This window comes from Thalassorhabdus alkalitolerans (assembly GCF_042656525.1).
Lineage (GTDB): Bacteria > Bacillota > Bacilli > Bacillales > Marinococcaceae > Thalassorhabdus > Thalassorhabdus alkalitolerans.
In genome coordinates this window covers 384,021-398,138 of record NZ_JBHSOZ010000005.1, presented here as the reverse complement: position 1 = coordinate 398,138, position 14,118 = coordinate 384,021, and the positions used below count along the sequence as shown (strand labels likewise).

Annotated in this window: 12 protein-coding genes; all 12 read left to right on the top strand. The window is 40.8% G+C overall.

All coding sequences use genetic code 11. From position 1 onward, the window contains the following. Nucleotides 1-110: 110 nt before the first annotated feature. The 12 genes from nikA (at nucleotide 111) to ACFPU1_RS12795 (ending at nucleotide 14,109) form a co-directional block, all read left to right on the top strand. Nucleotides 111-1,640, top strand: a complete 1,530-nt coding sequence (gene nikA, locus ACFPU1_RS12850; RefSeq protein WP_385941809.1) for a nickel ABC transporter substrate-binding protein — start codon at nucleotides 111-113, stop codon at nucleotides 1,638-1,640. After that, nucleotides 1,641-2,585 carry a nickel ABC transporter permease gene (gene nikB, locus ACFPU1_RS12845; protein ID WP_385941806.1) on the top strand — a complete coding sequence of 315 codons (945 nt, stop codon included), beginning with the start codon at nucleotides 1,641-1,643 and terminating at the stop codon, nucleotides 2,583-2,585. It begins immediately after the preceding gene. Beyond that, on the top strand, nucleotides 2,582-3,400 hold the full coding sequence (gene nikC / locus ACFPU1_RS12840) for a nickel transporter permease (protein WP_385941803.1): 819 nt from the start codon (nucleotides 2,582-2,584) through the stop codon (nucleotides 3,398-3,400). The genes nikB and nikC overlap by 4 nt, the downstream gene beginning before the upstream one ends. A gap of 22 nt (nucleotides 3,401-3,422) precedes the next feature. Continuing rightward, nucleotides 3,423-4,772 (top strand): MATE family efflux transporter, encoded by a 1,350-nt coding sequence (locus ACFPU1_RS12835; RefSeq protein WP_385941800.1) that lies wholly within the window; start codon nucleotides 3,423-3,425, stop codon nucleotides 4,770-4,772. A gap of 243 nt (nucleotides 4,773-5,015) precedes the next feature. Further along, nucleotides 5,016-6,854, top strand: a complete 1,839-nt coding sequence (locus tag ACFPU1_RS12830; RefSeq protein WP_385941797.1) for a UbiD family decarboxylase — start codon at nucleotides 5,016-5,018, stop codon at nucleotides 6,852-6,854. A 316-nt stretch (nucleotides 6,855-7,170) separates the two neighbouring features. Then, a complete protein-coding gene (locus tag ACFPU1_RS12825; protein WP_385941794.1) occupies nucleotides 7,171-7,443 on the top strand; it encodes a hypothetical protein in 273 nt (90 codons plus the stop codon). 317 nt (nucleotides 7,444-7,760) lie between these two features. After that, nucleotides 7,761-9,002: an MFS transporter gene (locus tag ACFPU1_RS12820; RefSeq protein WP_385941791.1), complete on the top strand. Its 1,242-nt coding sequence runs from the start codon at nucleotides 7,761-7,763 to the stop codon at nucleotides 9,000-9,002. Nucleotides 9,003-9,180: 178 nt separating this feature from the next. Next, a complete protein-coding gene (locus tag ACFPU1_RS12815) occupies nucleotides 9,181-9,498 on the top strand; it encodes a DUF3784 domain-containing protein (RefSeq protein WP_385941789.1) in 318 nt (105 codons plus the stop codon). 213 nt (nucleotides 9,499-9,711) lie between these two features. Beyond that, a complete protein-coding gene (locus ACFPU1_RS12810) occupies nucleotides 9,712-10,278 on the top strand; it encodes a DUF7010 family protein (protein ID WP_385941786.1) in 567 nt (188 codons plus the stop codon). A gap of 182 nt (nucleotides 10,279-10,460) precedes the next feature. Continuing rightward, nucleotides 10,461-10,622 (top strand): sporulation histidine kinase inhibitor Sda, encoded by a 162-nt coding sequence (sda, locus tag ACFPU1_RS12805; RefSeq protein WP_385941784.1) that lies wholly within the window; start codon nucleotides 10,461-10,463, stop codon nucleotides 10,620-10,622. A gap of 342 nt (nucleotides 10,623-10,964) precedes the next feature. Further along, on the top strand, nucleotides 10,965-11,642 hold the full coding sequence (locus ACFPU1_RS12800) for a Na-translocating system protein MpsC family protein (RefSeq protein ID WP_385941966.1): 678 nt from the start codon (nucleotides 10,965-10,967) through the stop codon (nucleotides 11,640-11,642). A 628-nt stretch (nucleotides 11,643-12,270) separates the two neighbouring features. Next, entirely contained in the window at nucleotides 12,271-14,109 is a 1,839-nt protein-coding gene (locus tag ACFPU1_RS12795) for an assimilatory sulfite reductase (NADPH) flavoprotein subunit (protein ID WP_385941781.1), read from the top strand. Nucleotides 14,110-14,118 lie beyond the last annotated feature (9 nt).

Genomic DNA, 14,118 nt, shown 5'->3' with positions numbered 1-14,118 from the left:
AAATCGTAATCATTACGATTGTAGGATGCCAATTATACGAATTAAAACTACAACATAGGAGAAAAAGGGAATGGCACAGCGAGAAGCAGGGATACATAAGGAGGAGCAAAATGAGAAAATATTGTTTATTGCCGTTGGCTTTTTTAATTTTTATGAGCGGATGTGCAGCAAACGAAATTGAAGATCTGCCGCAAGGTCATGGAAAGGAACCAGACGATAAATCGATTACTTTGATGTTCAGCTTTGGTTCAGAAACTCTGGACCCTCATTTGGACTGGGTTCCTGTAAGAGCAGGAATCACAGAAACTCTGGTTAAAATTAACGAAGACCTTGAAATAGAACCATGGCTTGCGGAGTCATGGGAGCAAGTCGACGACAATACCTGGGAGTTTAAGATTAAAGAGGATATTACCTTTCATGATGGAGCCCAACTGGATGCTCAAGCCGCGGCTGATTCCTTAGAAAGAGCTTTTGAAGTTAATCCATCTATAGAAGCTGCGCTACATATTGAAGAAGTGGAAGCCACAGACCAAACATTGGTCATTCATACTAAGCAGCCCAACCCAATGCTTGTATCTGAATTAGTGAACCCGAATACTGCAATTACACAAGTGCAGACTGAGGAAGATATAAAAACCAGGCCGGTTGGCACGGGACCATTTAAAGTGAATGATTTTGAGCCTAATAATTCAGTTCATCTAATTCGTTTTCATGAGTACTGGGATGGAAAAGCCAAAGTGGAGGAAGCTTATTTTACTTTTAATGAAGATAATAATGTTAGAGGCATGTCTCTTCAAACAAATGAAGCAGATATCGCGTATCATCTATCACCTGAAAGCCTGGATCCTATTGAACAGGACGAAAATTTATCGGTCCATTCTGTTCCCAGTATGAGGACTCATTTTTTAATGTATCAATTTAACAATCCTTTGCTTCAAGACCAGACAGTGAGAGAAGCATTGGACTTGCTAATTGATAGAGAGAGTGCAGCTAATGACATTATGACCGGCCATGCGGATACTGCAAGCAGTCCATTTCATCCTTCCTATTCTTTCGGTGTGTATAATGAAACAGTTCACTCTTTAAACGATGCAGAGAGCTTATTACAAGATGACGGATGGCAACAAAATGAGGAAGGAATTCTGGAAAAAGAAGGACAGGTTCTTGACTTTACTTTAATTACCTATGGAGGGCGTCCGGAGCTTCCTCTAATTGCTCAGATCCTGCAAGGAGAAGCTTCAAAAATAGGGATTAATATTGAGATTCAAATGGTGGAAAATGTGGATGCCTACTTAGAAGAAAATGATGATTGGGACTTGGCGACTTATAGTAACCTTACAGCCCCGAGAGGCGATGGCGGGTACTTTTTAAATGCAGCCATGATGCCTGACGGAGCCTTAAATTCAGGAAATGTAGAGGAACAGGAGCTAATTGATTTGATAGAAGAGTTAAATAAGACTACTGATGAAGAGGCGAGGAAAAAGCTGGTCAAACAAGCTGTTTCTGTTATTGAAGCAAATACTCTTCAATCTTACATTATCCATCCAAATATTGTTGTCGGTGTAAATGATAGGGTGAAGAATTGGGAACCCGGCTCTGAAGAATATTATATGTTAAACAATGAGCTGGAAGTGGAATAAATGACGAGATTTATTGTCTCTCGCCTTTTACAAACAGGTTTGGTTCTCTTCATTTTGACTGTTATAACTTTTATCTTAATGAAACTGGCCCCGGGAGACCCAGTACGTTCCATCCTCAGAGTTGAGGAAGTCGCAATCACGCGAGAACAGGAGGAGGCGTTAAGAAATGAATTACTTCTTGACCAGCCCTTTTTACAGTATTTCGCCTGGCTGAAAGGGATTTTCCAGTTTGATCTTGGGACTTCCCATTCTTTGAATGTTCCGGTGGTAGAGGTATTGTTGGGAAGACTTCCCAATACCCTTTTATTAACTGCAGGCGGATTATTGGTCATGATGGTTATTGCATGCGTTTTAGGAGTAGGCTCTGCTTATTTCTATAACCGCCCTTTTGACCATATAAGCCGGATTTTCGCTTTATTAGGTGCTTCTCTTCCTTCTTTCTGGCTTGGACTCCTTTTAATACAATGGTTTTCGTTACATCTTGGCTGGCTGCCTTCATCAGGGAGCAGCAGCCTTTTGCACCTTATCCTGCCCTCTCTTACGTTAGGAATTGGAATGTCAGCTGTGTATGCACGGCTTTTGAGGTCAAGCTTAGTGGAGGAATACTCACAGCCTCATATCCAGGCTGCACGAGCTAAAGGCATGACGAAATGGACACTCTTAACCAGGCATTCTATGAAAGCTGCTGTAGTCCCTGTTTTATCAATGTTTGGGTTAAGTATAGGAAGCCTGCTTGGCGGCACAGTCGTAGTAGAGACAGTATTTTCATGGCCGGGGATTGGCAGCATGGTAATAGAAGCGATTTTAAGAAGAGATTACCCGCTGATTCAAGGATACATACTACTTACAGGTGTATTTGTCATAACGGCTAACTTTATTGCCGATATCATTATGTCTATGTTGGATCCGAGAATCAGGATGGGGGAGGAGAGCTTTAGAAAATGAAGGATAAAATCACCAAAGGAGTCCTCTTCCGGCTCGGAGTGTTTTTTTTAGCAGGATTAGGGGTGTTAATGATCATCGGTGTATTTGTTTTTACTAATGAATCCCTTCACCCTGATATGAGTCAACGATTTCTTGCGCCAAGCAGAGAATATCCTTTTGGAACCGATCATTTAGGAAGGTGTATTTTTTCTCGTATAGCTGAAGGCGGTTTGCTTACTCTTCAAGTAAGCACCTTAAGTTTGGCAGGAACTGTCTTCATTGGAGTACCGTTAGGGTTGATCAGTGCTTATGCCGGAGGGAAGATAGATACAGTTATTATGAGGATTGTTGACGGTTTTGCTATCCTGCCCGATTTTATATTAGCGATTGTGATTGCAGGATTGTTAGGACCCAGTTTACAAAATGTACTTATTGCCATTGTCGCAGTAAAGTGGGTTCAATACGCAAGGCTGACAAGAGGAACAATTCTTTCGGAAAAACAAAAGGAATATATTCTTGCGGCAAGATCCATAGGGTGCAGACATGTAAGAGTACTATGGAAACATCTTCTTCCTGCTGTTGTCCCGCAAACGATCACATTAGCTTCTTTAGATATGGGAAAGATTATTTTGATTATTGCATCGCTCTCTTATTTAGGTCTCGGTGCCCAGCCTCCTATTCCTGAATGGGGAGCCATGCTTAACGATGCACGCCCTTATTTTCAAACAGAACCTTTGTTGATGATCATTCCTGGCACAATGATTTTTTTAACAGTTTTAAGCTTTAATTTAATAGGAGACGGTCTTCGTGAATCGTTAAAAATTAATAGCCTTTGACGCGAGAGAAGGGGTAAATACTATGAGTGAAATTGCTTCTGGCAAGATATCTCATAAGCAATACATCATGCTGGCGCTGCCTTTAACGTTAGCTACCATTTCCACACCTCTTCTTGGCGCAGTTGATACGGCAGTGGTTGGCTATTTGGCTGATCCCTCCTACCTGGGGGGAGTAGCTGTTGGAACGCTTATCTTTAACACCTTATACTGGCTTTTCGGTTTTTTACGTGTAAGTACCTCTGGCTTTACTGCCCAGGCTGCTGGAGCCGGTAACAACAGGGATATCTCCTTACATTTCATAAGACCCGCCCTTTTGGCAGGAGCCATAGGTTTCCTGTTCATTCTGTTTCAGTGGCCGATTCGTGAAGGAGCAATGTTTTTCATTCAGCCGCCTGAAAGTGTTGCTGCCCAGGGAATAAGCTACTTTGACATTCGAATATGGGGCGCACCTTTTGCCTTACTGAACTTTGTCATACTAGGATGGCTGATTGGCCAATCCAAAGTGAAATTCACCCTTGGTTTGCAATTTGGCTGTAACCTGTTGAATATGATCCTGGATGTCCTTTTTGTTTATTCCTTTCAAATGGGTGCTGCCGGGGTGGGATTAGCAACCTTGCTGTCAGAGGTACTTGCTGTTGTGATTGGTTTGCTTTTTATCCTAAAGTACACCGGTCTTCATATTCGTCTTTTAAAAGATGTAGAAGCATTAAGTGTGAAACCAATGATGAAAATGTTAAAAGTAAATAAAGATTTATTTATTCGCACTGCCTGTCTCTTGACTGTGTTTGCTATATTTACATCAACAGGAGCTTCCATGGGCGAGAATGTCCTGGCAGCGAATGCCATTCTCTTTCAAATTCATTTAATAATGGCTTATTTTTTTGATGGGCTGGCGAACGCAAGCAGTATTCTGTCGGGAAAGGCAGTGGGAGCCAGGGACGAACAATTGTTTAACAAAACATTATACATGGGTTGTTTATGGTCAACCCTGCTTGCTGTTTTATTAACCATTGGAATGGCTGTAGGGGGCTCTTCAATTATTTCATTGTTTACAAACATATCAGAGGTACAAGAAATAGCAGTGTTATATGGCGGTTGGATCGTTTGGTTTCCTATTGCCTCATTTGCCAGCCTGCAATTGTACGGATTTTATATAGGGACGACGCAGGCAGCCCCCGTCCGAAATTCACTTATTATTTCTCTTATCGTGTTTCTGTCGTGTGTTTGGGTAACCGTTCCTTTGTGGGGGAATCATGGTTTATGGCTTTCGTTTCTTTTATTTACAGTCACTCGTTCAATGACGCTGTGGGTTTTTTTCCCGCAAATCAGACAGAGGGTTTTTAAAAAGAATCACCTAAGGTGCTTCACATAACATAAAATATTATAGATAGGTTACTTTAGTGAGAGCTCTACGCTCTCTTTTTTTTTGATTATTTTCCTCACTAAAGAAAGAACTATTCAATATTAGAGCGGACTGGACTGAAGAAAAGATTCTTGGATATTCCAATTGAAACTGACAAAAAATGAAACAATGACTGATTTTGTTGAATTCCGCAACCTGGTAAAATAGTATAATATACATGGACAACACTACGTTTTTAATAGGAGCTAAAATATGTTTCAAAATATAGAAGAATGTGTAAAAGACCTGGAAAAAAGCGGACAACTTGTAAGAATTAAAGAAGAAGTGGACCCCTACCTTGAAATGGCGGCTATCCATCTAAAGGTGCATGAAGCAGGGGGACCTGCTTTGTTGTTTGAAAACGTAAAAGGAACGAATTATCAGGCAGCCTCTAACTTATTTGGAACGGTGGAAAGAAGCAAGTTTATCTTTCGCGATACGCTGGAGGCTACACAAAACGTAATCGCAATGCGGAATGACCCTATGAATGTGTTGAAAAATCCATTCAAGCACATTGGCACAGGGCTGGCAGGCTCAAAAGCACTTCCGCAGAAAAGATCAAGCAAAAAGGGAATGGAGGAATTTGACGAAATCCAAATTTCAGATCTTCCGATGATTCATCACTGGCCAGACGACGGAGGGGCATTTGTCACTCTCCCACAAGTCTATAGTGAAGACCCTGAAAAACCAGGCATCATGAACGCTAACCTTGGGATGTACCGAGTACAGCTGAGCGGGAATGATTATGAAATGAATAAGGAAATTGGTCTTCATTACCAAATTCACCGTGGAATTGGTGTCCATCAGGAGAAAGCGAACAGACTGGGTGTTCCGTTAAAAGTCAGCATCTTTATTGGCGGCCCGCCTGCCCACACCTTATCATCCGTCATGCCTCTTCCTGAAGGGCTGAGTGAAATGACGTTTGCAGGCCTTCTTTCTGGTCGGAGATTTCGATACAGCTATGTTGATGGGTATTGCATCAGCCATGATGCTGACTTTGTTATCACCGGGGAAATTCACCCGGAAGACACAAAGCCTGAGGGGCCATTTGGAGACCATTTAGGTTACTATAGCCTCGTGCATCCTTTTCCAGTCATGAAGGTACACAAGGTATACGCAAAGAAAAAAGCGGTATGGCCATTTACAGTCGTAGGCCGACCGCCCCAGGAAGATACTGCATTTGGCGATTTAATTCATGAATTGACTGGCGAAGCTGTGACACAGGAGATTCCTGGTGTAAAGGAGGTTCATGCGGTAGATGCTGCAGGCGTTCATCCTTTATTATTTGCTGTCGGCAGTGAACGGTACACTCCTTACCAAAAAGTGAAACAGCCAGCAGAACTTCTTACGATTGCTAACCGCATTCTAGGCACAGGACAGCTCAGTCTGGCCAAGTATTTATTTATCAGTGGCGATGAAAAAAGAGAATTAGAAACTCGCAGAGAATCAGAGTTTCTTGCCTATATGTTAGAAAGAATTGACTTGCAAAGAGACCTTCATTTTCAAACCAACACAACAATTGACACCCTCGACTATTCAGGTACTGGTCTGAATACAGGAAGCAAGGTGGTGATTGCTGCCTATGGCGACAAGAAAAGAGACTTGTGTACACAAGTCCCTCAACCGCTGAAGGAGACTAAGGGATTTGTAAATCCTTTATTGGTTATGCCTGGAGTCGTAGCCATTCAGGGTCCTGCTTTTTCAAGTTATGAAACTGCAGAAAAGGAAATGCAACAGTTTACTGCAGCGATTGAAAAGCATGATTCGGTTCTTACTTCACCTATGATCATCGTGTGTGATGACAGTGAATTTGTCAGCCATACGATTAGTAATTTCTTATGGGTAACGTTTACAAGGAGCAATCCTTCTCATGATATTTATGGGACAAACAGCACTTATAAACATAAGCATTGGGGATGCGACAGCATGATCATCGATGCTCGCCGCAAGCCTCATCACGCTCCACCTCTTATTCCTGATCCCTCAGTGGAGCAAAGGATCCAGAGGTTTTTTGAAAAGGGTGCCAGCTTAGAGAAAGTAAAGGTGGATTGACTACGATCTCCTTCACCGGTGCAACAGGAGGAGTTTGTACTGCCAGGTTACATGCCGTCATGTAAGGGTGCCTCCGATTTCCTGGACCCCTTTTGCGTGTTTTTCTGGACGATGAAGGTCGCGAGCCCTCTCATGGGCTGCGGTCTTCTTTAAGTTCTGTGGGAAATCTCCCAATTTGCGACTATAACCTGCAGAAAAAATCATGGGCAGCGTTCATAGAGAATAGTTTACACCCGCAAGCTTTTGAACAGGGAGTCCTTGTTTTTTGGCGGTTAGTTCTAACACCTCATAAAGACCGGAGAAAAGGAGTGATAGTATGCCGAAAGTATTTAAAGTACCCTACAAAGGGCACGAAGTGAAAGTGGAAAATAGGTGGTTTGCTGGAGAAAAGCTATATATTAATGGTCAGCTTCAAGACGAAAATGTTGGTTTGGCGTTAAGGGCGACATTGAGAGGAAAAATACCTTCTGAAGGTGGGAATGGTGAGGAGATTAAAGTTGTGCTTGGAGGTATTATGAAAATCAAGTGCCGGATTTTTGCTGATCATGTGTTGATATACCCCTCACAGCATTTTACGACTGACAGGTAAATGAAGGAGGGAAAGTCGTCCCGCAAGAGCTCTAAGGGGGGATAGATTGAGTAATAAATATTACGTGTTTTATTTTCTACTCATAGGAATTATTGCTGTTTTTACAGGAGAAATTGTAACATTTTTAATGCTTGGGTTTATTCTACTGGCTTTACAAAATATAAATTCGACCTTAATCAAAATACATAGAACATTAAATGAGACAACCAATAAATAGGGTTACATAGATCTATTGGTGCTTTGCCAAAATGAATTCTGGGTATGTATAAAAAAGCAGGTATTAAGTGGGAGCAACTTCTTCCGGGAGGGAGGTACTTATGAAAGACAACTCTTCTATAGAGACGGACCGGCAACAAAGAGAAGAAACTGAAGAAGAGACCAAACGTTTAGGGCTTGTGTCGTCTCCCGAGCTTCCAGAGGAAATTGCGAATTCAGTGTCTGAGGATTTGCCGGACCTTCTCTCGCGATATGTGGATGATCGAGTTTCCTGGGAGGTTAAAGTGGTAGCGGATCCTTTAACAGGAGTGGCAGGTGATTCGCTGAAAATCCTGGATGAAACAGAACGCTGCAAACAAGAGGAAGGATGGGAGTATGCTGTTTGTATTACAGATCTCCCTATTTTTCATAATAGGCGTCTCGTCGTAGCAGATGCGAGTGTAAAGCGTAATGTAGCAATGATTTCTCTTCCTTCTCTTGGAGCAACGCCAATGAAAAGAAGAGTCCGTGAAGCGATTATCCAGCTTGCCAATGAAATGTACCATGGCAGCTCTGAACAGGCTCGCAGTAGCCAAGAAAAGCAGACAAAAAAGAGAGACAGTGAGGATGACAGTCAGAATATACGGGGACAGGGTGCTAAACAACTGATGGGACAGCGTCTGGCCGAGCGGTTGTCACCGATTAAGAGAAAAACATATGACGAAGACTCAGAATTTGATGTACGCTTTCTCGTAGACTCAAAGATCAGCGGGAGCATCAGAATGACTTCAGGAATGGTTCTTGCAAACAGGCCCTGGACCATCTTTCCATCCTTTAAAAGAGTTGTGGCAGGAGCTTTTGCCACAGGAGCCTACGGGCTGATCTTTCCTACCTTGTGGCTTCTTAGCGGTGCATACGGGACTCCCAGATTTATGATTCTTATGATTACTGCAATGAGTGCTATGGTTATTTGGATCATTGTCGCTCATCATCTCTGGGAAACGGTTAAAGAGGGAAGTTCTCGATATCTGGTAAGGTTATATAACGTTGCAACGGCACTTACTCTTATTGTAGGGGTTCTATTTTATTACTCCGTCCTTTTTCTTCTCTTTTTAATAGCCGTATCGATATTTGTGCCGGCAGGATTGCTTGAATCTGAGCTAGGTCATGAGGTATCTTTTGCTGACTATGTTTCCTTGGCCTGGCTGACAACATCGATTGCTACAGTAGTAGGGGCAGTTGGAGCGGGCCTTGAAAGTGAAGAAACAGTGCTCAAAACCACTTATGGATACCGACAGAGAAGAAGAAAAGAATGGCAGAAACAACAAGAAAAAGAAGCAAATAATAATACCAGCAGTGAGTAGTAAACTGCTGGTATTTTTTATATATGATCACTTGTATTTTTAGATAAATTGAATGGTTTCATGACAGATGAAGGGTGAATGCAGTCATGACAAGAGAGTCTTTCTTTTTATTTTACATCATATAGAAACCATCTCACTCGTTAGTCGTATAACATATGAACAGGGGGTTACATAGAGTATGATTGCTTCGCTTATTATTATTGGAGTGTTTATTGTGCTTGGGATTATTCTGTTGAATGGCAAAGGTTCCTTCCTGATTGCTGGTTTTAATACGTTGCCCAAGGAAGAAAAGGAAAAATATGATACGACGGCTTTGTGCAAATTTATGGGGAAAATGATGCTTGCGCTTTCATTTAGCATGTCTCTTTGGGTTTTCAGTGAAGCATTAAAGGTAAGATGGTTATTTATTATTGGTGTTGTTCTCTTTATCAGTCTCGTTTTCTTTACCCTTTTTTACGTTAATACAGGTGACAGGTTCAAGAAAGAGAACCATTGATAAAGTAAAAAAGATGCAAAGGAAAAGGTGAAAAGTAAAATGAAGGTATCTGACCGTTGGGGTCCGAAACAAAAATAAAGTCTGTTAATGTAAGGGAAGTAACAGTAAGAGGAAAATACATAGTAAGTGGATCACCATCAAGTACCAAAACTCTAAGAAAATTTTCTCTGAATTAATTAAATGAAAAGGGAAAGAGAAAGAGGGGAAGAACAAGTGAACGTAGATGAAATGAAAATCAAAATGTCTGTAGAGGGAAAGAACGGGATTTCTTTTTTGTTTTCTGGCTTAGGGGTATGGGCTGCCATAACCCTCATATTTGTACTGCCCCTGGATTTATATCACAAAAATATTTTAATGCTGTTGTCTACTGGATTGATGTTTCCCCTATCTATAGCTATCTCAAAAGGATTAAAAGCAGATTGGAAGTTTCTAAATAACCCGTTAGGTGATCTGGGAGTTTATTTCAATGTAGGACAATTTCTTTATTTTCCTATCATTTTCTGGGCTTTTGCACATAACCCTTCTATGATGGTTACCTTTTTTGCAGTTATTACAGGCGCACACTTTTTCCCCTATGGCTGGTTATATGATTCCAAACCTTTCTATGTTCTATCACCAATCATGTCAATTACGCCAATAGTTATTGGATGGAATATAAATGAAGGAGTTTTATGGTATGTTCCTTTGACATTTGCCATTCTATTAGCTTTACTTATTTTCCTGCTTATTAAGGATTACAAGAAAAAAGAGCTGCTCCTTCAGAAAGAACCTTCCATTTAGATGGGTACTCCTGCAAAGCTATACTTTTGTTCAGAGTTCCTTTATTATTATAATAGTGAAAATAGTCTGATTGTCGTCCATTTTATTAAAGTGGACGTTTTTTGAGAAAAAATCTCAAAATTTGTATTTTCATATTCCAACTGTTCTTTAAAGTGAACCACCAAGATTAGGAGGATTTATCATTGCATTTAAAGGAAGTGCCAACGGAAGTACTGCTTGCTGCCTATCGTTCTGCTCAGCATTACGAATTAGATGAGGATTTTTTGGATATTTTAAAAAGCCATATTAGAGAAAGAGAAGCAGAGGCAGTCATTGACATGGAAGAAGAGATGAGTTTGCGGTAACTACATAAATATTTACTGAGAAAAGTGTTTTTGTTCACTCAAAAACGCTTTTTTTGCATTGTCATTTCCTGTAAGAAAAGCATGGTATACATATGCAACTTGTTTATTTCAACAAATCAAAGGTTAGAGGGGAGGGAAATACTCCTCAATTGTGGTGCTGCTTGGAGGAGATACCTAAGCAGATATAGTATGACTTCGAAGCGATAGAAAATCATCACGCTGGAGATATAGGAAAATATTTTTTATTTTCTCTCAATGTTGTTTATAATATTAGCTTTAGTGAAAAGTTACATAGAAAGGTTAAAAGCCACGTCTAATAAGTTGGAGTGAAATTAATTGAGTATGGAAAATAAGATTGCGGGTTACGTAGGCAGGATGATTAGAAACCATTTTGGAAAGGGACCTAAATCAGTCTATGTTACAATTTCTTATCCCTACATCACTATATATTTAGAAGACTTCCTTGGCCAAATGGAAAATGTTTTACTCAGGAAAAACGATCAAATGACCGTTTTACACATTCGGGAAAAGTTGATGGCCGCACTCTTACCCGAAATTAAGACATTTGTCTATGGGATTACTGATCTTGAAGTTTATGACTTTTATTATGATTGGAATCTGGATAATAGAACAGGAATGTTCATGGGAACGTTGGCAAAAAACGAAGAAGCGGAAAGCATCAGTCAAGACTTTCATAAAAAAGAGTTACTGGAACAAGAAGTGATAGCTGTGAGTAATGAAGTACAGAAAGCCCCTGAGAGAATATATTCAGCGCAAGTCAACGACCTTTCATTTCTGGTGATAAGGGAAGGTATTTTACTCCCTATTGAAAAAGAAATGATCTTCTTAGGGTTTGGAGAGGATTTAAAGGTAGCAAAACGAAGATTGGAAAAAAGAAACCTTCACGAAGGACGCCGCTTTGAAAAAATATTAAATAAAAAAATTAGTGATATATTTGTGGACTGGGAAACAGAACTGGATAAAAGCATAACTACATTCATTATTGATTCTAAACAATAACATGTCGCGAGGAGCAGCTAAACCAAAGAAAATCCTTCTTTGGTTTTTTTTGCTCCAACCCCTTTATTAGAGTGCTATAAACCTTTGAGCTGGTAAATGATTTTTAGCGTAGAGATGAGTATAAAATAATCCCGGGTTGTGCGCTGGCAAAACTTAATTTCTTGTCGAAATGACCCAACAGATTGAAGTCTGACTACGATCAGCGCCGTAAAAAGGTGAGGACGGCTTATTTCCAGGTTCAAAAATGAATACAAGCCACTGAGTTAACATAAATGACAAATTTTCAACTTGCACAAAAGAGAAGTGTAGCGTATAAAGAATAATAGATTAATGAAAATGTTTGAAATTTAGTTTAATCTAGATCTATTTTTTCTTAGTAAATTGTTGGAATTTTTAAACGTGTTCCTTGGATGTTGTCGAATAAATCAGTTAAAACAGGGTTTGATTAATTATTGTTTACTGAAAATTAAACATATATTTATAAAACCAATTGAATTTATAGGAATAATAGAGATATAATAAGAAATAATCATTTCTTCTTTGTTTAGAAAAAGAGGATTATGTCGAACTCAGTCATTTTACATACAATGACACATAATAAGTTAATTCCTTTGTGAGGTGGGTTTTGTTGCAATTTCAGGTAATGAACAGTCCGTTTACTCAGGAGCAGGCAGAGCTCCTCAATCGTTTACTGCCATCATTAACAGAAGCTCAAAAGGTGTGGCTGAGCGGGTATTTAACAGCCACTAGTCAGTCAGCAGCGACAGCTGAAGCACCAGAGGCGCCGGCACCACTGGCTCCAGAGGCGTCCCAGGCTGTCAGTGAAGCACCGCCAATTTCTAAAGAAGTGACTATTCTTTACGGCTCTCAAACCGGGAATGCTCAAAGCTTGGCGGAAAATGCCGGAAAAACACTTGAAGGTAAAGGTTTTGAAGTAACTGTCTCTTCCATGAGCGACTTTAAACCGAAGAATCTAAAGAAGGTTGAAAACCTTCTTATCATAGTAAGTACACACGGAGAAGGCGAGCCGCCGGATAATGCAATTTCATTTCATGAGTTTCTTCATGGACGCCGTGCTCCGAAGCTTGACGACTTGAGATTTTCAGTACTGGCCCTTGGAGATACGTCATACGAATTTTTCTGTCAGACAGGAAAAGAGTTTGATCAGCGTCTTCAGGACCTTGGCGGCACACGTCTATATGACCGAGTGGATTGCGACCTTGACTTTGATGAACCGGCTGCTGAGTGGCTCGAAGGAGTCATTGCAGGTTTAAATCAAGGACAGGGCGGCAGCATTGAAGCTACTCCTTCCGCAACAGTTGCAGCACCGCAGGCTGTTGAAACGAATTACTCCAGGTCAAATCCGTTTCAGGCAGAAGTGCTGGAAAACATTAATTTAAATGGCCGCGGTTCTAATAAAGAAACAAGACATCTGGAATTGTCTCTTGAAGGCTCTGGGCTTGTTTACGAACCAGGAGACAGCCTAGGGGTATATCCTGTAAATGATCCTGCTCTTGTTAGTGAGCTTTTGGAAGAACTGAAATGGAATCCTGACGAGACAGTGGAAGTAAAAGGGGAAAATCTAACGCTCAAAGAAGCCCTTACTAAGAACTTTGAAATTACAGTGTTGTCAAAGCCGCTTCTTGAAAAAGCAACTGGCTTTTCTGATAATGAGAACTTGAATGAGCTTTTAGCTCCTGGAAATGAAGACAAAGCAAAAGAATATATTAACGGACGCGACTTAATAGACTTAGTCCGTGACTTTGGACCATGGAATGCATCTCCTCAAGAGTTTGTATCGATCTTACGGAAAATTCCAGCCCGTTTGTACTCTATTTCAAGCAGCTTGAACGCATACCCAGATGAAGTGCATCTGACAATTGGCGCTGTTCGTTATGAAGCCCACGGGCGTGAGAGAAACGGCGTATGCTCTATTTTATGCTCCGAGCGTCTCCAGCCGGGAGACACTGTTCCGGTTTACGTTCAGAATAACCAAAACTTCAAGCTGCCAGAGAACCCGGAAACGCCTATCATTATGGTGGGACCAGGGACAGGCATTGCTCCTTTCCGCTCCTTTATGCAGGAAAGAGAAGAAATCGGTGCGGAAGGAAAGTCCTGGGTATTCTTTGGAGAACAGCACTTTGTTACGGATTTCCTTTATCAGACTGAATGGCAAAATTGGCTGAGTGAGGGAGTATTAACAAAGATGGATGTAGCATTTTCACGGGATACCGATGAAAAAGTATACGTTCAACACCGGATGCTTGAAAACAGCAAAGAATTGTTCCAATGGCTTCAAGAAGGGGCAGTGTTCTATGTGTGCGGAGATGAGAAAAAGATGGCTCACGACGTCCATAGTACACTCATTGAAATCATTGAAAAAGAAGGCGGTATGAGCCGTGAAAAAGCGGAAGAGTACCTGGCCGATATGCAGCAGCAAAAACGTTATCAACGAGATGTATATTGATTTGGGATT